This window comes from Streptomyces sp. NPDC050388 (assembly GCF_040655635.1).
Classification (GTDB): Bacteria; Actinomycetota; Actinomycetes; order Streptomycetales; family Streptomycetaceae; genus Streptomyces.
In genome coordinates this window covers 1-17,874 of the sequence record NZ_JBFAKH010000112.1, presented here as the reverse complement: position 1 = coordinate 17,874, position 17,874 = coordinate 1, and the positions used below count along the sequence as shown (strand labels likewise).

Here is a 17,874-nt window from a genome sequence, read left to right as displayed (position 1 = left end):
GGCCCGGGGGTGACTAGGCTTGTGCGGATGGCGCCGTCCATGGACGGGGCACCCCCCCTCGACCGTTCGCGCCCGTCGTGGGGCGCCGGCGGCTACAGTGCCACGCCGAGCAGGGCGTCCACCGCGCGGGAGACGATGCCGGGCGCGCCCGCGTCCGTCCCGCCGTCCTGCTCCTGGGTCACGGCCCAGCGGTCGACGGCGGCCAGGGCGGCCGGGGCGTCCAGGTCGTTGGACAGGGCCTCGCGGATCTCCTCCACGAGCGCCTCGGCGGGCGGACCGTCGGGGCGGGAGACGGCGGCCCGCCAGTGTTCGAGCCGGGTCCCGGCATCCAGGAGGACCTGGTCCGTCCATTCCCAGTCGGCGCGGTAGTGGTGGGCGAGCAGCGCCAGCCGGATCGCCGCCGGGTCGACGCCGTCGCGCCGGAGCCGGGACACGAAGACCAGGTTGCCCTTGGACTTGGACATCTTCTCGCCGTGCAGGGCGACCATGCCGGCGTGGACGTACGCCTTGGCCATGGGGAACTCGCCGGTGAGCACCTGGGCGTGCGAGGCACCCATCTCGTGGTGCGGGAAGACCAGGTCGGAACCGCCGCCCTGGACGTCGAAGCCCATGCCCAGATGGTCGAGGGCGATGGCCACACACTCGATGTGCCAGCCGGGCCGCCCCCTGCCGAGCGACCCGCCGTCCCAGCTGGGTTCGCCCTCCCGGGCGGCCATCCAGAGCATCGGGTCGAGGGGGTTCTTCTTGCCCGGGCGGTCCGGGTCGCCGCCGCGTTCGGCGGACAGCAGCCGCATGGCGGCCGCGTCGAGGTTCGAGACCCGCCCGAAGTTCGGGTCGGACTCCACGGAGAAGTAGACGTCGCCCTCGAGTTCGTACGCCGCGCCGAGGTCGCGCAGTCGTTCGACGAGCGGGACGATGCCGGGTATCGCCTCCACCGCGCCTATGTACTGCTGCGGCGGCAGCATCCGCAGGGCCGTCATGTCCTCGCGGAAGAGCCGGGTCTCCCGCTCGGCGAGCGCGGCCCAGTCGACGCCGTCCCGCTCGGCCCGCTCCAGCAGCGGGTCGTCGATGTCGGTGACGTTCTGGACGTAATGGACCTGCCGCTTGGTGTCGAGCCACACGCGCTGCACGAGGTCGAACGCGTTGTACGTCGCGGCGTGTCCGATGTGGGTGGCGTCGTACGGGGTGATGCCGCAGACGTAGATACGGGCGACGGGGCCGGGGTCGAGCGGGGTCAGGCCCCCGGTCGCGGTGTCGTGGATCCTCAGGTCGCGCCCCTGACCGGGAAGGGCGGGGACCTCGGAAGCGGGCCAGGCATGCATCTCATGAGCGTAACCGGACCGCGGTCCCCAATACGAACCGGAGCAGCTCGGACGACCGAGAAGGCACTCTTGCGCACTCCCGCCGGACGTGCCCCGTCGTCCGGGAGCCGCGTGCCGGCGCCCGGGTCAGACGGGTGGCCAGGGAATCGCCGGCCACCGGCCGCCGGGCTGCGGATGGGCGCCGGAGGCGAGCAGGGACGCCACCCGCGCGCGGGTGGCGTCGATCTCCGCGCGGGTGATCAGCGGGGCCAGCGAGACGGCCAGCGCGCCGCCTTCGGCGAGTGCCTTCCCGAGGACCTCGAGGACGTCGCGTACCTCCTCGGTCAACGGTTCCCCCGCCCAGCCCCACAGCAGGGTGCGCAGCTTGTCCTCGGCGTTGAAGGTGACCCCGTGGTCGATGCCGTAGAGCCGGCCGTCCCGCGTGGGCAGAAGGTGCCCGCCCTTGCGGTCGGCGTTGTTGATCACCGCGTCGAGCACGGCCAGTCGCCGCAGCCGTACGTCGTCGGCGTGCACGAGCAGCGCGGTGCGTCCCTCGCCCACCTCGGCGAACCCGACCGCCTTCCAGCCGGGCCCGGGCTCCTCCCCGTCCACCAGCGCGAGCAGTTCCGCCTCCGGCGTGGCCTCGATCCACAGCTGGCACATGCCCTCGCCGTGCGGCCCGTCCCGCAGCACCGTGGGCGGCACCAGTCCCCAGCCGGTCGCCTCGGAGACCTGGTACGCCGCGACCTCGCGCCCGGCGAGCGTCCCGTCGGGGAAGTCCCACAGGGGGCGCTCCCCCGCGACGGGCTTGTAGATGCAGGCGGCCTCGCGGCCCTCGTGGGTCACGGTGCAGTACAGCGCCGCGTTCGACGCCTCACGGATGCGTCCGCGCACGGTCAGTTCGCCCTCGGCGAGCAGCACCGCGTCGGCGGGGTCGGCGGTGGTCACGCCCCGCGGCGGTATCCGTTCTGGCGCGGACATACGTGTCCTTCCGGGTCGAGGGGGAGACTGCACAGCGGGCACGGCGGCCGTCCCGCGTTGACGACGTCGAGGGCGCGCTTGGCGAAGGCACGGGCCTGGACACCGGTGAGCCGGACCCTGAGCATCGGGGGCCCGTTCTCCTCGTCCTGGAGCAGCCGCTCCTCCGCCTCGGCGAGGTCCTCCTCGGACTCGGCGTCCAGTTCGACGAGTGCCTGCGCCTCGACGATCATGCACTCCTCCTCGCCGTCCCAGGCGAGGGCCATGGTGCCGACGCGGAACTCCTCCTCCACCGGGGAGTCCAACGGGGCGGTGTCGGCGATCTCGGCCGGTGCCACGGCGGGCACCGCGGCGCTGCCCCCGCTACGGCGCACGACCTCGTCGAGCAGTTCGTCCATGCGCTCGGCGAGCGCGGCGACCTGGGTCTTCTCCAGAGCCACGCTGGTCACCCGGGAGCCGGCTGAGGCCTGGAGGAAGAACGTACGGCGCCCTGGCAGTCCGACCGTACCGGCCACGAAACGTTCCGGCTGGTCGTAGAGGAACACCTGACGGGACACGTCCTGTCTCCATTGAGAGTTGTGGGTACGGGGATCAGCCGAGACGGCTGAGACGGCGCTGCTGTGACCGCTTCACCCTACTGCGGCCGACGATCACGGTGCCCCCGCACCGCCCCCGACCGGGGCGTCGTCGGCGGGCGGCTCCTCGCGCGGCACCAGGGAGGCGAAGTCACCGGTGTCGCCGAGCCGGACGAGGTAGGGGCGCAGCCGTGTGTAGCGGATCGCGGTGATGGAACACGGCTCCACGGAGATCCGCTGAAAGAGGTCGAGATGAAGTCCGAGCGCGTCCGCGACGAGGGACTTGATGATGTCCCCGTGCGAGCACATGAGGTACACGGCGTCGGGGCCGTGATCGCGTTCCACGCGCGCGTTCCACTCGCGCACCGCCTCGGCGGCGCGTGTCTGCATGGCGCGCATGGACTCCCCTCCGGGGAAGGCGGCCGCCGAGGGATGGGCCTGCACCACCTCCATGAGGGGTTCGTCCTTCAGTTCGGCGAGCTTGCGGCCGGTCCAGTCGCCGTAGTGGCACTCCCCGATGCGTTCGTCGGTGTGGGCGGCGAGGCCGGACCGGGCCCTCAGCAGCGGCTGGATCGTCTCCTGACAGCGCTGGAGAGGGCTGACGACGATCTCGGAGAGGGGCAGTTCGGCGAGCCGTCCGGGCAGCGCGGCGGCCTGCGCGGCCCCGCGTTCGTCCAGGGCGACGCCGGGCGACCAGCCGGCGAGCAGTCCCTCGGTGTTGGCGGTGGATCGTCCGTGCCGGACCAGGAGCAACGTGGGCATGCGGACCAGGGTAGGCGCACGCGCGTGTGTGCCGTCAGGTGCTGTGCCGGGTGTGCCGGCGGTTGTGCTGCCGGTGTGCCGGCCGGCCGGTGAAGGGAGAACGCGTTCCGTGATCGTCGACTGTGCCATCTACCGGGACGGGCACCGTACGGAGGGGCCCGAGGACTTCTCCGGCGCGCTGGAGGACGCGCGGGCGGCGAAGGGTTTCGTCTGGATCGGGCTGCACGAGCCGACGACGGACGAGTTCGCCCTGGTCTCGCGGGAGTTCGGCCTTCATCCGCTCGCGGTCGAGGACGCCCTCAAGGCACACCAGCGGCCCAAGCTGGAGGTGTACGACGACTCGCTGTTCATGGTCCTCAAGCCGGTCGAGTACGAGCCGGACGGCGCCGTCGTCTCCACCGGCGAGATCATGATCTTCCTGGGCGACTCGTTCGTGGTGACCGTCCGGCACGGCGAGGGCTCCCCGCTGAACACCGTACGCAGCCGGCTGGAGCACGAACCGGAGCTGCTGGGCAAAGGACCGACGTCGGTGGTGTACGCGATCGCCGACGCCGCCGTCGACCACTATCTCGTCGTGGCGACCGAGCTGCAGACCGAGCTGGAGGAGCTGGAGGCGGAGGTCTTCTCACCGGAGGGCGCCGGCACCCGGCTCACCGCGTCCCGGATCTACACCTTCAAGCGGCAGGTCCTGGAGTTCCGCCGGGCGACCGGGCCGCTGACAACGCCGATGGCGCGGCTGACGGAGGCGGGCGCGTTCGGTGCGACGGTGCCCTTCGTGTCCAAGAAGGCGCGCCCCTTCTTCCGTGACGTGCACGACCACCTCACGCGCGTGAACGACTCCGTGGAGGGGATGGACCGGCTGGTCTCGGACATCCTCTCGGCGCATCTGGCCCAGGTGAGCGTCCGTCAGAACGACGACATGCGGAAGATCTCCGCCTGGGCGGCCATGGCCGCGCTCCCCACCGTGCTCGCGGGGATCTACGGCATGAACTTCGAGCACATGCCGGAACTGCGGTGGGAGTGGTCCTATCCGGCGGTGATCCTGGTGATGGTCGCGCTGGAGGTGCTCCTGTACCGGTTGTTCAAGCGGCGCGGGTGGATGTAGCGGAGCGGGACGCGGCCCGCCCCGTCCAGGGGTCAGGCGAACTCGGGCCCGGTGCTCGCGGGACCGCCCAGGGCGTCGCGGCGTTCCGGCATCCTCAGGGAGACCATGCGGCGCCAGCCTCCCAGGCGCTCGTGGGCGTACACCGCGTGGATGCCGGCCGCCAGGAGCGCCCCTCTGGCCCGGGACCAGCCGAGGATGTCTCCCATCCGGGCCATCACCGCGAGGCTGACGTCGCGGTGGACGCGGATCTCGGTGAGCGCGCACGCGCGCAGGGTGCGCTGGATGGCTCGGCCGTGCCCGGCGTACGCGAGGCGCAGCAGTTCCTCGTGGCAGTAGGTGAGGTGGTTGTCCTCGTCGTGGGAGATCATCGTGACGGCGCGGCCGAGTTCGGGATGGTCGGCGAAGTGCTTGCGGAGCAGCTCCATCTGCTCGGAGGCGCGCTGCTCGGTGACGCGGCTGTGCGCGAGATAGGTGACGACGTCCTGGACGGTGAGCGGTTCGTCGCGCCTGAGCTTGTCGTGCGCCAGGCCGATACCGCTCCGCTCGAGGAGCATGGTGTAGTCGGTCTCGGGCGGGACGGGGACCGGTCGCACACCGCGCTTCTTCATCAGGGCGTTGAAGATACGTCCGTGCTTGTCCTCGTCGGCGCTGTGCCTGGCGATCTTGGGGGCGAGTCCGCGCTGGCTCTCCGGAACCAGGGCCGCGATCCGGGCGTTCTCCCAGCCGCCCTGCGACTCGCCGCTGGCGGCGATGGAGCAGAACAGCGCGAAGGAGTCGTCGTCGTCGAGGATCTCCTGGAACAGACTCTTGGCCGACAGCATCTTGGGCCCCTCTCCACGACGATTCCGCACGTTCCCTGGTCCGTGGTTCCGTGGTCCGGTGTTCCGTGGTCCGCGAAGAACGAGTCAATTGCGAGGAGGCCCGCACGGCAACAGGTGTGCCCGGCAACTCCGCCAAAAGGAGGACGGGCGCGGGGACACGGGGGCGTAACCGGAGGGGGCCGCCGGGCGTTGTGGTGGGGGGACGGCCGTGGCGGGGAAGACCCCCGAGCCCCCGCCACGGCCGTGGAGACTTCACACGCGGCGCCCGGCGCCCCGGGACAGGGCCTACGCGAGGCCCGCGCGCTCCAGCGCCTCGGTGCCGGCGCGCAGGGAGGCGAGGCGCTCGTCGAGCGTGAAGCCCGCGGGGGCGAGGGTGAGGGTGGTGACCCCCGCTGCCGCATAGGCCTTCATCCGGTCCGCGATGCGGTCCACGGAGCCGAGCAGCGTCGTGGAGTCGATCAGGTCGTGCGGCACGGCCTCGGCGGCGCCCTGCTTGTCGCCCGCCAGGTACTTGTCCTGGATCTCGGCGGCTTCCCGCTCGTAGCCCATGCGCCCGGCGAGCTGGTTGTAGAAGTTCTGCTTGCGGCTGCCCATGCCTCCGACGTACAGCGCGGTGTAGGGACGGAAGGTGTCGGCGAGGGCGGCGATGTCCTTGTCGTCGCCGACGGCGAGCGGGAGCGTGGGGCAGATGTCGAAGCCGTCGAGGGTCTTGCCGGCCTTCTCGCGGCCCGCCCTGATGTGCTTGACGGCGGTGTCCTCGAGGTGGTCGGCGGAGGGGAAGATCAGCAGCGCGCCGTCGGCGATCTCACCGGTCTGCTCGAGGTTCTTCGGGCCGATCGCGGCGATGTAGAGGGGGATGTGCTCGCGCTGCGGGTGCACGGTGAGCTTGATGGGCTTGCCCGGACCGCCGGGCAGGGGCAGGGTCCAGTGCTCACCGTCGTGGGAGAGGCGCTCGCGTGTCATGGCCTTGCGGACGATCTCGACGTACTCGCGGGTCCGCGAGAGGGGCTTGTCGAACTTGACGCCGTACCAGCCCTCGGAGACCTGCGGGCCGGACACGCCGAGACCGAGGCGGAACCGGCCGCCGGAGAGGGAGTCGAGGGTGGCGGCGGTCATCGCGGTCATCGCGGGCTGGCGGGCGGGGATCTGGAAGATGGCCGAGCCGACGTCGATCCGCTCGGTCCGGGCGGCGACCCAGGTGAGCACGGTGGCCGCGTCGGAGCCGTAGGCCTCGGCGGCCCAGCAGACCGCGTATCCCAGGCGGTCGGCCTCCTGCGCCACGGCGAGGTTGTCCGAGTCCATTCCGGCACCCCAGTAGCCGAGGTTGATCCCGAGCTGCATGGCCCTCTCCCCTTACCCATCAGTAACGTCGCTTGCGGTGACCCTATACCGCCGACGGCCGGGCCGGGGGGCGGTGCCGCGCCGCGGGAGACCGGGCCGGGAAGACCTGGGGAAACCCGGGGAATCAGTTGTCCACAGGTACCCACACCGCAGGTGTCGGCCAGTAATCTCGGCGTTCATGGAGCAGAGGCATCTCGGCCGTACCGGCCTGCGCGTGTCCCGCATCGGTCTCGGGACCCTGACCTGGGGTCGGGACACCGACGAGCACGACGCCGCGGACCTCTTGAAGACGTTCTGGGAAGCGGGCGGGACCCTCGTCGACACCGCCGACGTGTACGGCGACGGGGAGGCCGAGTACCTGCTCGGGCAGCTCATGGACGGGCTGGTGCCGCGCCGGGACCTCGTCATCTCGACGAAGGCCGGGAGCGTACCGGACCCGGAGCGCAGATTCGACGGCTCACGCGGCCATCTGCTCTCCGCGCTGGACGCCTCGCTCGCCCGTCTCGGCACCGATCACGTCGACGTGTGGCACGTCCACGCCTACGACCCCTCCACCCCGCTGGACGAGACGCTCCAGGCCCTCGACATCGCCGTCGCCAGCGGACGTGCCCGCTATGCCGGGGTCTCCAACTTCTGCGGCTGGCAGCTGGCCAAGGCGGCGACCTGGCAGCTCGCCGCGCCGGGGGTGCGGGCCCGGCTGGCGAGTACCCAGATGGAGTACTCGCTGCTCCAGCGGGGCGTGGAGCGGGAGGTGCTGCCGGCGGCCGTCGACACGGGGATCGGGATCCTGCCGTCCTCGCCGCTCGGGCGGGGCGTACTGACCGGCAAGTACCGGGGCGACGCCTTGCCGCCGGACTCCCGGGGTGCCTCCGAGCACATGGCGCCGTTCGTCGCGCCGTATCTCGACGACACGGCGAGCAGGATCGTGGACGCCGTGACCACGGCGGCGGACGGGCTCGCCGTGACCGCGCTCCAGGTCGCCCTCGCGTGGGTGCGGGACCGTCCGGGCGTGACCGCTCCCATCGTCGGCGCGCGCAACGCCCGACAGCTCGCGGCGGCACTGTCAGTGGAGGCGCTTAGTCTTCCTGACGAGATCTGCCGGGCGCTCGACGACGTGTCGGCGCCCGTGCACCGCTATCCCGATCACGACTGGAGCACGCTGTGAGCACGGAGCCGTCCGAGACCGCGGAGGACGCCGAGCCGGGGACGCCGGACGAGTCGGCTCGGACCGAACGGGCCGGGGCGGAGGCCGACCCGGCCGAGCAGGGCGGGGACGCGGCCGAGGGGCGGCAGGTGTCCGAGGCCGAGGCCGAGTTGCTCGCGCAGCGGGCCGAGCGGGAGCGGATCGAGCGGCGGAAGGCGGAGCGGCGGGAGCCGATCGAGGCCGGCGCCAAGCTGAGCGGCCGGGCCGCCGACCTGCTCGCCGCCGTGCGGGCCGTGGAGAGCGGGGAGAAGCCGGTGGCCGCCGTGTTCGAGGAGACGAGGCCCGCGCCGCGGCGGCCCGCTCCCGAACCGGCGCGACCGGCGCCGCCGGTGACCCTCGAGGCGGCCCCCGCCACCGAAGTGGTCTCGGCCGTACGCGCGGTGCTGGCCCAGGGCGGTGCACCCGAGACGCTCGCCGTACGGACCGCCGGGGTACTGGGTGAGGGGGCCTCGGAGGCCCTGCGCGCCGATCCGTGGCAGTTGCTGCGGGTGACCGGTGTACGGCCCGCGCAGGCGGACGGGTTCGCCCGTGCGCTGCTCGGCTCCGCTGCCGGGCCGGACGACGCGCGGCGGGTGCGGGCCGTCACCGGGTGGCTGCTGGAGCAGGCCGCGGCGGCCGGGCACACCGCGTTGGAGACGTCCGTGCTGACCGCCGCCCTCGAGCAACAGGGGGTGCCGGATGCCGAGGGGGCCGTGCGGAACGCGATCTCGGACGGTGACGTCCTCGTCTTCCAGGACCCGGCGCCGGAGGCGGGCGTTCCGGTACCGCAGCGGGGCGGTGCCGGAGCCGGGGGGAGCCAGAACGAAGCAGACGGAGCGGAGGAGGAGCGGCCCGTCAGGGTCCTCGTGGGGCTGGAGCGGTACGCGATGGCCGAGGAGAGCCTCGCCGACGGCCTGGCCCGGCTCGTCGGCTCCGCTCCCCGGCAGGACGGTCCGGGTGCGGAGTGGGAGCGGGCCGCCGCCTCGGCGGGCGGCTCCGGGGGTGAGCTGATCCGCGCGGTCGCCGGCCACGGCCTCGTCCTGCACACCGGGGGGCAGGCGTCCCTCACCGAGCCGGCGGCCCTGCTGCGGGCGGCGCACGGGCTCGGGCTGCGCGCCTGGGCCGCCGCACACGGTCCGCTCGGGCGCGCCCGGTTCGCGGCCCTGCTGGAGGGTGCCGGGACGGCCGACGGTGCCGGAGCCGAGGACCCCGGGGTCGCCACAGTCGCCGGGCTGCTGTCCGGTGCCGAGGGGCCGGGGCGGGACGCCGACGGGGCGCTGCGGCTGGATCTGCTCGTCGTCCTGGACGCTCCTCAGCTGGACGTCGAGGCGGCCGCGCTGGTCACGGAGTCGCTGCCGGACGGTGCCCGGCTGGTGCTGGCCGGGGACCCGGGGGTGCTGTGGTCCGTCGGTCCGGGACGGGTGTTCGCCGATCTCCTGGCGGCGCGTGCCTGCCCGCAGATCGCCTCCCGGCGACCGGATCCGGGGCCGCTGGGCGAACTGGTCTCCGGCATCGGCGTCGGTGAGCTGAACCAGGTGGCGGCGCCCGGCAAGGAGGTCGTCATCGTGCCGGTGCGGGATGCGGGCGAGGCCGTGCACCGGACCGTGCAGCTCGTGGTGGACTCGGTGCCGCGCGCGATCGGGGTGCCGGCCGAGGAGACGCAGGTGATCACCCCGGGGCACGGGGGCGCGGTGGGCACGCGCGCGCTGAACGCCGCGTTGAAGGAGCGGCTCAATCCGGGGCCGGGGCGCTTCGGCGGATTCGACCCGGGCGACCGGATCGCCTACTCCCCCGACCGGGGCCGTACGGTGCCGGGCCGGGTGGTGCGGGCCGACGCCGACGGCCTGCACCTGTCCTGCGCGGGCGAGGCCGTCGTCGTACCGCAGGAGCGCGTGGAGCAGTCCGTACGGCACGGGTGGGCGCTGACCGCACACCAGGCCGTGGGGTGCCGGTGGCCCGCGGTGGTCGTGGTGCTGCCGGGCGACGCCGTTCCGGCGTTGAGCCGGCCCTGGGTGTACACCGCGTTCAGCCGGGCGGAGCGCCACCTGTCCGTGGTGCACGGTGTGGAGCAGGCGCTGCCGCACGCCGTGGCGGAGGTGGCGGCCAAGCCCCGGACGACCCGGCTCCCGGTGCTGCTGGCGCCGCAGATTCCGGCAGCGGCCGGCTGACTCCCGCCACCCGCGACGGCGACGGCGGTGACACCCTCGGTGTCACCGCCGTCGCCGTGCGTCCGGGTCCCGGGCCCGGTCAGCGATCCGCGTCCAGGGGCTCCAGGTCCTCGTCCTCGTCCTCGTCCTCGTCCAGGATCCGCACCTGCCGGACCTCGAGGTCGTCGTCCCTGTCGTCGTCGAGGTCGTCGTCCAGGTCCTCGTCGAAGACCGCGCTGACGTCGAAGCGGCACACGACCCGGGCCGGGTCCACCTGCTCGAACGGGGCCGCCAGCCATTCACCGGGCTCCGCCGGTTCGTCCGATGCCGTCACCCAGAGCGTGGAGTCCCCCTCCTCCAGGCCGAACTCCTTGTGCCGGGATGCGATCTCGTCCGGCTCGTACTCGCCGAACAGGACGCCGAGCGCGCCGTGGACGGTGTCCGAGGCGTCCGAGCCCTCCTCGTCGTCCGCCGCCTCGATCCGCTGTGCGTGCGCCAGCAGCCGCTGCGGCTCCACTACGGCGTAGTCGCGACGGATCAGCACGCTCAGCGCGTTCGGCTCCTCCGGTCCGGTGTAGGGCGGCAGGGCGTCCTCCGCACCGGGGATCTCGAAGGGCGTCACCTCGTCGTGGCGGTCGTAGAGCAGTTCGTCGTACGCCTCAGCGGCCACGGCCAGCTCGTTGAACGCCTCGTAGACGGCCGGGTCGTCCTCCCCCGACCGGCGCTCGACCGCGGCCAGGTGGCGGTCGAGCGCGGTCTTGACCGCCTCGGCGGCGGCGCGTACCTCAGCAGCGGTGGGCTGCGCAGCATCAGACATAGTGCAGACGCTATCCGTACCGGGGCCCAGCACGCACAATAGATGCGATGCCGGAATATGAATTTGTCGACGTCTACGTACCGCGTGGGGTCTCCCGCAAGGAGACGGCACGTCTGCTGACGGACCACGCAGAGTACGGTCACTGGGAGTTGGACCGTCTGAGCCTGCTGCACGACGGCAGCCGCAAGGTGCGGTTGCGGCGGCGGATCATCCGCCAGGTACGCGCGACCTGGTGAGCTCGGGCCGCCTGTCGACAGCTATGAGATCAGCCATGGAGCGGGCCCCGCGGTCGCGGGGCCCGCGGTCGCGGGGCCCGCTCCGTGTGACCGCCGTCACGCGGCGGCCCGTGCCTTGCGGTAGAGGACCGCTCCGGCGAGCAGCGCGCCCGCGCCGACCGGCAGGGCCAGGCCCACCGGCAGCTCGCTGCCGGTCCGGGCGAGCTGCGCGTCGGCCCGGGGCGCGGCGACGGGCCGAGGGGCCGGCCGACTGCCCTGCGAGGGGCCGGCCGGGGCCTCGTCGCGCGGAGCGGACGGCGTGCTCGGGTCGTCGCCGGGCTCCTGTGGCTCTGCCGGGGTGCCCGGGTCGCCGTTGGCGCAGTCGTCGCCCGTGGCGGCGTTGCCGGCGCCGATGACGTCCACGCTGTTGCCGCAGACGTTCACCGGGATGTGGATCGGAGCCTGGATCTGGTTGCCGGAGAGCACGCCGGGCGAGCCGGCGGTGTGTCCGTCGGCGTGCGAACCTCCGTGGCCGCCGGAGTCACGGTGGTTGCCGGGCTCTCCGTGGCTGCCGGACTCGCCGCGGTCACCTGACCCGCCGTGGCCGGCCGAGGCGGAACCACCCTGGTTGGCACAGGAGTTGCCCACGGACGGGTTGAGGACGCCGACGACGTCGACGGTGTTGCCGCAGACGTTGACCGGCACGTGCACCGGCGCCTGCACCGTGTTCCCGGAGAGGACGCCGGGCGAACCCACGGCGGCGCCCTGCGCGCCGGAGTCGGCGTGGGCGACCCCGCCCGCGGCGGCGATCACGCCGGTGGCGGCGGCCACGGTCATCAGGCCCTTGCGAGTGACCTGTCGCATAGCTGAAATCCCTGCTTTCGACCTTGTGCCGGGAATTCCGTCCGTCGGATTCCCGGTGTTCCGACGTTCCGCGAGACCGGTCGGCCCCGGAGCGCATGGCGCGCGCCCCGGGGCCGACGAGCTCACACACTGGAAAACGCTTGCCCTAAGGGGCGAGGCACAACGTCACTGGTTGATGCAGACGTTGCCGACAGCGGGGTTCAACAGCCCGATCACGGAGACCGTGTTGCCGCAGACGTTCACCGGGACGTGCACCGGGGCCTGAACGACGTTGCCCGAGAGAACACCCGGGGAGTGCACGGCGGCACCCTGGGCACCGGAATCGGCGGCGGCCATGCCCGCACCCGCGAGAACCAGCCCACCGGTGGCGGCGGCGACAGCGACGACCTTCTTGATCATTATTCCTCCTCGTTGGCAATGCGATCCCAAGTCGCGGATCACATCACGGGTAACGAGGAAGGAGTAATGAGGCTACGAGCTTATCGTCGCATTCACTCTTCTCGGTCAACTCCGCACGTCTGCACGATTGTTGGAATCGCCGGACTACCTCAGGAGGCGTCCAGGAACCGGTCGAGCACCCGCACGCCGAACTTCAGGCCGTCCACCGGCACCCGCTCGTCGACCCCGTGGAACATGCCGGCGAAGTCCAGCTCCGGCGGCAGCTTCAGCGGGGCGAAGCCGAAGCAGCGGATACCGAGGTCGTCGAAGGACTTGGCGTCGGTGCCGCCGGAGAGCATGTACGGCACCGCCCGCGCGATCGGGTCCTCGGCGCCGAGCGCCAGCTGCATGGCGTCGACGAGCCGGCCGTCGAAGTCGGTCTCCAGCGCCTTGTCGGCGTGCACGTCCTCCCTCCTCACCCGCGGGCCGAGGATGCGGTCCAGGTCGGCCAGGAACTCCTCCTCGTGTCCGGGCAGGAAGCGGCCGTCGACGTGGGCGGTGGCCTGGCCGGGAATGACGTTGACCTTGTAGCCGGCGCCGAGCATGGTGGGCGCCGCCGAGTTGCGCAGCGTGGTGCCGATCATGCGGGCGATGCCGCCGAGCTTGGCGAGGGTCTCCTCCATGTTCTCCGGGTCGAGCTCGGTGCCGAGGGCGTCGGAGAGCTCGTCCAGGAAGGCCCGTACGGTCTTGGTGACCCGTACCGGCCACTTGTGCCGGCCGAGCCGGGCCACCGCCTCGCTGAGTTCGGTGATCGCGTTGTCGTCGTTGGTCATCGAGCCGTGGCCCGCCGTGCCGTCGACGGTGAGCCGCATCCAGTGCATGCCCTTCTCGGCGGTCTCGACGAGGTAGAGGCGCAGCTTCTCGTTGACGGTGAAGGAGAACCCGCCGACCTCGCCGATCGCCTCGGTGACGCCCTCGAACAGCTCGGGGTGCTCGCGCACGAGGTACTTGGCGCCGTAGGTGCCGCCGGCCTCCTCGTCGGCGAGGAAGGCGAGGACGACGTCGCGCGGGGGCTTGCGTCCGCTGCGCATGCGGTCGCGGACGACGGCCAGCGTCATCGCGTCCATGTCCTTCATGTCGACGGCGCCGCGCCCCCACACGCAGCCGTCGGCGATCTCTCCGGAGAAGGGGTGGTGGGTCCAGTCCGCCGCATTGGCCGGTACGACGTCGGTGTGGCCGTGGATCAGCAGCGCGGGCCGCGAGGGGTCCTCCCCCTCGATACGGGCCACGGTGGAGGCGCGGCCCTTGTGGGACTCGAAGATCTGCGGTTCCAGGCCCACCTCGGCGAGCTTCTCGGCGACGTACTCGGCCGCCTTGCGCTCGCCGGGGCCCGAGTGGTCGCCGTAGTTGCTGGTGTCGATCCGGATCAGCTCGCGGCAGAGGTCCACGACCTCGTCCTCACCGGTGACGCCCCTGGCCGTGTCGGTCGCGCTCACGTGGTTCCTCCCGCTGTCACTGCTGATGGGTCCCCCTCATCCTCTCCCCTGGACGCGTCCGCCCCAAGACCGGACCCGGCCCGTCACACGGCGTTCACTCCGGGACGGGGCGAGCCCGGCAACGCGCCCACCGGGGTGATCAGCCACCCTGGAAAGCCTGGTAATGTTTACTTCGTCGCAGCGGGGGAAACCCGCGCGTCAGACACCTTGTCCGGGTGGCGGAATGGCAGACGCGCTAGCTTGAGGTGCTAGTGCCCTTTATCGGGCGTGGGGGTTCAAGTCCCCCCTCGGACACCAGTGAGAACGAAGAGGGGCCCTTGATTTTCAAGGGCCCCTCTTCGTTGCCCGCCCGGGTCGGCGCGTCAAGCACGGGCCGCCGCGCACACCGGGCTTCCGCTTCGACGACGACAGGACAGAATGGCCGCCATGACCACGCGTTCCTGCCCCTGCGGGCTGCCCGAGGCGTACGAGGCTTGCTGCGGGCGGTACCACTCCGGATCCGCCGCGGCCCCGACCGCCGAGCGGCTGATGCGGTCGCGGTACTGCGCCTTCGTGCGGCTGAACGCCGGTTATCTGCTGCGGACCTGGCATCCGCGGACGCGGCCGGAGCGGGTGGACCTCGATCCGGGGATGCGGTGGACGGGGCTGGAGATCCTGGACACGACCGGCGGATCCGCCTTCCACACCACCGGGACGGTGACCTTCCGGGCGTCCTACCGGGGCGGCTCACTGCACGAGCGCAGCCGCTTCGAGCGGGTGGACGGGGCCTGGGTGTACGTCGACGGGGACTTCCTGAGCTGACGTCACTCAGGGCGCCAGGATGTCCAGTTCCTCGAGTGCGCCGACCGTGATCTGGCGGGTCAGCTCCTCCGCGCGGGCGGCGTCGCGTTCGCGGACCGCTTCGGCGACCTGGACGTGCAGGGTGACCGCCGCCGGGTCGGGGTCGTCGAACATCACGTCGTGGTGCGTGCGGCCGGTGAGGACCTCGGCGACGACGTCGCCGAGGCGCGCGAACATGTCGTTGCCGGACGCGGTGAGAATCACCCGGTGGAAGGCGATGTCGTGGAAGAGGTATCCCTCCAGCCGCTGTCCGCGTGAGTTGGCGACCATGCCGAGGGCGCACTCGGTGAGTTCGGCGCACTGCTCGGCGGTGGCGTTGCGGGCGGCGAGCCCTGCGGCGACCGGTTCGACGGCCGAGCGCAGCACCGTGAGCGAGCGCAGCTGCCGGGGGCGGTCCGCACCGGCCAGCCGCCAGCGGATGACCTGGGGGTCGTAGACGTTCCAGTCGCAGGTCGGGCGGACCGTCACCCCCACACGACGCCGGGACTCGACCAGATGCATGGACTCCAGCACGCGGACCACCTCGCGCATCACGGAGCGCGACACGTCGAAACGCTGGGCGAGTTCGTCGGTGCGCAGGACGCTGCCCGGCGGGTATTCGCCTGCGGTGATCTCGGGGCCGAGGGTGTCCAGTACACGGCCGTGCAGTCCCCGGCCCGTTGTGCTCATGGACACAGAGTACGGGCCAGATCACAGAAGTGAAAAGTCAGATGTTTGCGTCACACACTCTTGAATTCGTCTTACCAATGAGCTTCAGTTGCCTCAACATCACGTGTCAACGAAGACATCAGACAGTGAGGCATCGATGAGCACCCCCCATGTCGTCGTGGTCATGGGCGTCGCGGGCACCGGCAAGACCACTATTGGTCCCCTGCTCGCGACCCGGTTCGACGTCCCGTACGCCGAGGCCGACGACTTCCACCCGGAAGCCAACATCGCCAAGATGTCGGCCGGTATCCCGCTCACCGACGAGGACCGGCTGCCCTGGCTGGATGCGATCGGTGCCTGGGCGCGCGGACGGGCCGGTCTCGGCGGGGTGGTCAGTTGCTCGGCGCTGAAGCGGTCGTACCGCGACCGGCTGCGGGCGGCCGCGCCCGGTGTGGTCTTCGTGCATCTCACCGGTGACCGTGCGCTCATCGAGGACCGGATGTCGCATCGCGAGGGGCACTTCATGCCCACGGCCCTGCTCGACTCCCAGTTCGCGACGCTCCAGCCGCTGGGGGAGGACGAGTTCGGGGTCGCCGTCGATGTGTCCGGCAGCCCGGAGGAGATCACCGAAAAGGCGGCCACCACCCTGGCGGCCCTCGCCGAGCCGACCTTGTAGCTCTCCCTGCCGCAGGCCCGCTCGGAGCCTGCCCCGAGCCGGCTCGCGGGTTCCCACCCGGAGCCGTCTCCACCGGTCCCCTCGGGGACCCCACACGCCCCGGGGTGCCCCCACGCCCCGGTTCCCCTGCTCCCGTAGTTCCCCGTAGTTCCCCCGCACTCCCAGGGGTTCTCCCCGTACTCACAAGGGATTCACCGTGACCAGACTCAGAGTCGAGATGCTGGCAGCGGACGCACCCGAGGCGATCACCTCGGCCGGCCACGCTCAGCTGGGCATCGCCGTCCTGGCGGGTATCGCCGTCATCGTCCTGCTCATCACCCGCTTCAAGTTGCACGCCTTCCTGGCCCTGACGATCGGCTCGCTGGCCCTCGGCGCGTTCGCCGGAGCGCCGCTGGACAAGGTCATCGCCAGTTTCAGCGCCGGACTCGGCTCCACCGTCGCCGGTGTCGGCGTGCTCATCGCCCTCGGGGCGATCCTCGGCAAGATGCTCGCCGACTCCGGCGGCGGCGACGCGATCGTCGACACCATCCTCGCCAAGGCCAACGGCCGCACCATGCCCTGGGCGATGGTGCTGATCGCCTCGGTGATCGGCCTGCCGCTGTTCTTCGAGGTCGGCGTCGTCCTGCTGATCCCGGTCGTGCTGATGGTCGCCAAGCGCGGCAACTACTCCCTGATGCGGATCGGCATCCCGGCGCTCGCCGGTCTGTCCGTGATGCACGGTCTGGTGCCTCCGCACCCCGGCCCGCTGGTCGCGATCGACGCTCTCGACGCCAACCTCGGCGTGACCCTCGCGCTGGGTGTGCTCGTCGCCATCCCGACGGTGATCATCGCCGGCCCGATCTTCTCCAAGTACGCCGCCCGCTGGGTGGACGTCCCGGCCCCCGAGCGGATGATCCCGCAGCGCGCCTCCGAGGACCTGGAGAAGCGTCCTGGCTTCGGCCCGACGCTGTTCACCATCCTGCTGCCGGTCGTGCTGATGCTGGCCAAGGCACTGGTCGACATCGTCATCGACGACCCCGAGAACAACGTCCAGCGGGTCTTCGACGTCATCGGCTCCCCGATGATCGCCCTGCTCGCGTCCGTGCTCGTCGGCATCTTCACGCTGGTCCTGCCCGCCGGATACGACAAGAGCCGGATCTCGCAGCTGGTCGAGAAGGGCCTCGCCCCGATCGCCGGCATCCTGCTGATCGTCGGCGCGGGCGGTGGCTTCAAGCAGACGCTGATCGACTCGGGCGTGGGTCAGATGATCCTCGACATTTCCGCGGACTGGGCGATCCCGGCCCTGCTGCTCGGCTGGCTGATCGCGGTGGCGATCCGGCTGGCGACCGGTTCGGCGACTGTCGCGACCATCTCGGCGGCCGGTCTGGTGGCGCCGCTCGCGGCCGACATGTCGACCACGCACGCCGCTCTGCTGGTGCTCGCCATCGGCGCCGGTTCGGTCTTCTTCAGCCATGTCAACGACGCCGGTTTCTGGCTGGTGAAGGAGTACTTCGGGCTGGACGTGGGCCAGACCATCAAGACCTGGTCGATCATGGAGACGATCATCTCGGTGGTGGCCGGCGGTCTGGTGCTGCTCCTGTCGTTGGTCATATAGGCGACCGGCCAGTCGGCTGGTCAGCCCCGGGAACGGCCTCGGCCGTCGCGATCGCGCACAGCAGGGCGTTGCTGTTGTAGCGCAGGGGCTCGGCGACGGAGGCCAGGGCCTCGGCCGTCGTGGCGTCCGCGGG

General features: G+C 71.7%; 18 protein-coding genes and 1 tRNA gene. 8 read left to right on the top strand and 11 right to left on the bottom strand.

The window, feature by feature from the left end:
* Positions 1-92 precede the first annotated feature (92 nt).
* From mshC to AB0I73_RS36280, 4 genes are all read right to left on the bottom strand, one after another.
* Positions 93-1,322 (bottom strand): cysteine--1-D-myo-inosityl 2-amino-2-deoxy-alpha-D-glucopyranoside ligase, encoded by a 1,230-nt coding sequence (gene mshC, locus AB0I73_RS36295; RefSeq protein WP_363044686.1) that lies wholly within the window; start codon positions 1,320-1,322, stop codon positions 93-95.
* Positions 1,323-1,448: 126 nt separating this feature from the next.
* Positions 1,449-2,282, bottom strand: a complete 834-nt coding sequence (locus AB0I73_RS36290) for an SCO1664 family protein (protein ID WP_363044685.1) — start codon at positions 2,280-2,282, stop codon at positions 1,449-1,451.
* Positions 2,246-2,836: a DUF3090 domain-containing protein gene (locus tag AB0I73_RS36285; protein WP_109380493.1), complete on the bottom strand. Its 591-nt coding sequence runs from the start codon at positions 2,834-2,836 to the stop codon at positions 2,246-2,248. Before AB0I73_RS36285 ends, AB0I73_RS36290 begins: the two co-directional genes overlap by 37 nt.
* A 93-nt stretch (positions 2,837-2,929) precedes the next feature.
* Positions 2,930-3,616 (bottom strand): histidine phosphatase family protein, encoded by a 687-nt coding sequence (locus tag AB0I73_RS36280; protein WP_363044684.1) that lies wholly within the window; start codon positions 3,614-3,616, stop codon positions 2,930-2,932.
* 109 nt (positions 3,617-3,725) lie between these two features.
* Between AB0I73_RS36280 and corA the strand changes: the two genes are divergently transcribed.
* Positions 3,726-4,721, top strand: a complete 996-nt coding sequence (gene corA, locus AB0I73_RS36275; protein WP_363044683.1) for a magnesium/cobalt transporter CorA — start codon at positions 3,726-3,728, stop codon at positions 4,719-4,721.
* Between the two features lie 32 nt (positions 4,722-4,753).
* On the opposite strand, the gene AB0I73_RS36270 is transcribed toward corA, so the two are convergent.
* Both AB0I73_RS36270 and AB0I73_RS36265 read right to left on the bottom strand, forming a co-directional pair.
* Positions 4,754-5,542: a ferritin-like domain-containing protein gene (locus AB0I73_RS36270; protein WP_363044682.1), complete on the bottom strand. Its 789-nt coding sequence runs from the start codon at positions 5,540-5,542 to the stop codon at positions 4,754-4,756.
* 285 nt (positions 5,543-5,827) lie between these two features.
* Positions 5,828-6,883 carry an LLM class F420-dependent oxidoreductase gene (locus AB0I73_RS36265; RefSeq protein ID WP_363044681.1) on the bottom strand — a complete coding sequence of 352 codons (1,056 nt, stop codon included), beginning with the start codon at positions 6,881-6,883 and terminating at the stop codon, positions 5,828-5,830.
* 178 nt (positions 6,884-7,061) lie between these two features.
* Between AB0I73_RS36265 and AB0I73_RS36260 the strand changes: the two genes are divergently transcribed.
* Positions 7,062-8,048, top strand: coding sequence for an aldo/keto reductase (locus AB0I73_RS36260; protein WP_363044680.1), 987 nt, complete (start codon positions 7,062-7,064; stop codon positions 8,046-8,048).
* Positions 8,045-10,234 (top strand): helix-hairpin-helix domain-containing protein, encoded by a 2,190-nt coding sequence (locus tag AB0I73_RS36255; RefSeq protein WP_363044679.1) that lies wholly within the window; start codon positions 8,045-8,047, stop codon positions 10,232-10,234. Before AB0I73_RS36260 ends, AB0I73_RS36255 begins: the two co-directional genes overlap by 4 nt.
* Before the next feature lie 79 nt (positions 10,235-10,313).
* On the opposite strand, the gene AB0I73_RS36250 is transcribed toward AB0I73_RS36255, so the two are convergent.
* Complete coding sequence (locus AB0I73_RS36250; protein WP_363044678.1) at positions 10,314-11,030, bottom strand: hypothetical protein; 717 nt, start codon at positions 11,028-11,030, stop codon at positions 10,314-10,316.
* Positions 11,031-11,077: 47 nt separating this feature from the next.
* On the opposite strand from AB0I73_RS36250, the gene AB0I73_RS36245 reads away from it, so the two are divergent.
* Entirely contained in the window at positions 11,078-11,266 is a 189-nt protein-coding gene (locus AB0I73_RS36245; RefSeq protein ID WP_109380500.1) for a DUF5703 family protein, read from the top strand.
* Between the two features lie 96 nt (positions 11,267-11,362).
* On the opposite strand, the gene AB0I73_RS36240 is transcribed toward AB0I73_RS36245, so the two are convergent.
* From AB0I73_RS36240 to AB0I73_RS36230, 3 genes are all read right to left on the bottom strand, one after another.
* A complete protein-coding gene (locus AB0I73_RS36240; RefSeq protein WP_363044677.1) occupies positions 11,363-12,109 on the bottom strand; it encodes a chaplin family protein in 747 nt (248 codons plus the stop codon).
* A gap of 165 nt (positions 12,110-12,274) precedes the next feature.
* Entirely contained in the window at positions 12,275-12,508 is a 234-nt protein-coding gene (gene chpH, locus AB0I73_RS36235; protein ID WP_363044676.1) for a chaplin ChpH, read from the bottom strand.
* A 149-nt stretch (positions 12,509-12,657) separates the two neighbouring features.
* Positions 12,658-13,983 carry a M20/M25/M40 family metallo-hydrolase gene (locus AB0I73_RS36230; protein ID WP_109380503.1) on the bottom strand — a complete coding sequence of 442 codons (1,326 nt, stop codon included), beginning with the start codon at positions 13,981-13,983 and terminating at the stop codon, positions 12,658-12,660.
* Positions 13,984-14,192: 209 nt separating this feature from the next.
* Between AB0I73_RS36230 and AB0I73_RS36225 the strand changes: the two genes are divergently transcribed.
* Positions 14,193-14,280, top strand: a tRNA-Leu gene (locus AB0I73_RS36225).
* A 129-nt stretch (positions 14,281-14,409) separates the two neighbouring features.
* Positions 14,410-14,784: a YchJ family protein gene (locus AB0I73_RS36220; protein WP_363044675.1), complete on the top strand. Its 375-nt coding sequence runs from the start codon at positions 14,410-14,412 to the stop codon at positions 14,782-14,784.
* A 6-nt stretch (positions 14,785-14,790) separates the two neighbouring features.
* On the opposite strand, the gene AB0I73_RS36215 is transcribed toward AB0I73_RS36220, so the two are convergent.
* Positions 14,791-15,492: a FadR/GntR family transcriptional regulator gene (locus AB0I73_RS36215; protein ID WP_363044674.1), complete on the bottom strand. Its 702-nt coding sequence runs from the start codon at positions 15,490-15,492 to the stop codon at positions 14,791-14,793.
* A gap of 136 nt (positions 15,493-15,628) precedes the next feature.
* Here AB0I73_RS36215 and AB0I73_RS36210 point away from each other — a divergent pair, with 136 nt between their 5' ends.
* Positions 15,629-16,147 carry a gluconokinase gene (locus AB0I73_RS36210; RefSeq protein WP_363044673.1) on the top strand — a complete coding sequence of 173 codons (519 nt, stop codon included), beginning with the start codon at positions 15,629-15,631 and terminating at the stop codon, positions 16,145-16,147.
* 196 nt (positions 16,148-16,343) lie between these two features.
* Complete coding sequence (locus AB0I73_RS36205) at positions 16,344-17,741, top strand: gluconate:H+ symporter (RefSeq protein ID WP_363044672.1); 1,398 nt, start codon at positions 16,344-16,346, stop codon at positions 17,739-17,741.
* Positions 17,742-17,874: the final 133 nt, after the last annotated feature.

Coding starts and splice junctions, on each gene's coding strand:
- mshC (WP_363044686.1), bottom strand. CDS start 1,322: ATGCATGCCTGGCCCGCTTCCGAGGTCCCCGCCCTTCCCGGTCAGGGG.
- AB0I73_RS36290 (WP_363044685.1), bottom strand. CDS start 2,282: ATGTCCGCGCCAGAACGGATACCGCCGCGGGGCGTGACCACCGCCGAC.
- AB0I73_RS36280 (WP_363044684.1), bottom strand. CDS start 3,616: ATGCCCACGTTGCTCCTGGTCCGGCACGGACGATCCACCGCCAACACC.
- AB0I73_RS36270 (WP_363044682.1), bottom strand. CDS start 5,542: ATGCTGTCGGCCAAGAGTCTGTTCCAGGAGATCCTCGACGACGACGAC.
- AB0I73_RS36265 (WP_363044681.1), bottom strand. CDS start 6,883: ATGCAGCTCGGGATCAACCTCGGCTACTGGGGTGCCGGAATGGACTCG.
- AB0I73_RS36260 (WP_363044680.1), top strand. CDS start 7,062: ATGGAGCAGAGGCATCTCGGCCGTACCGGCCTGCGCGTGTCCCGCATC.
- AB0I73_RS36250 (WP_363044678.1), bottom strand. CDS start 11,030: ATGTCTGATGCTGCGCAGCCCACCGCTGCTGAGGTACGCGCCGCCGCC.
- AB0I73_RS36245 (WP_109380500.1), top strand. CDS start 11,078: ATGCCGGAATATGAATTTGTCGACGTCTACGTACCGCGTGGGGTCTCC.
- AB0I73_RS36240 (WP_363044677.1), bottom strand. CDS start 12,109: ATGCGACAGGTCACTCGCAAGGGCCTGATGACCGTGGCCGCCGCCACC.
- chpH (WP_363044676.1), bottom strand. CDS start 12,508: ATGATCAAGAAGGTCGTCGCTGTCGCCGCCGCCACCGGTGGGCTGGTT.
- AB0I73_RS36220 (WP_363044675.1), top strand. CDS start 14,410: ATGACCACGCGTTCCTGCCCCTGCGGGCTGCCCGAGGCGTACGAGGCT.
- AB0I73_RS36215 (WP_363044674.1), bottom strand. CDS start 15,492: ATGAGCACAACGGGCCGGGGACTGCACGGCCGTGTACTGGACACCCTC.
- AB0I73_RS36210 (WP_363044673.1), top strand. CDS start 15,629: ATGAGCACCCCCCATGTCGTCGTGGTCATGGGCGTCGCGGGCACCGGC.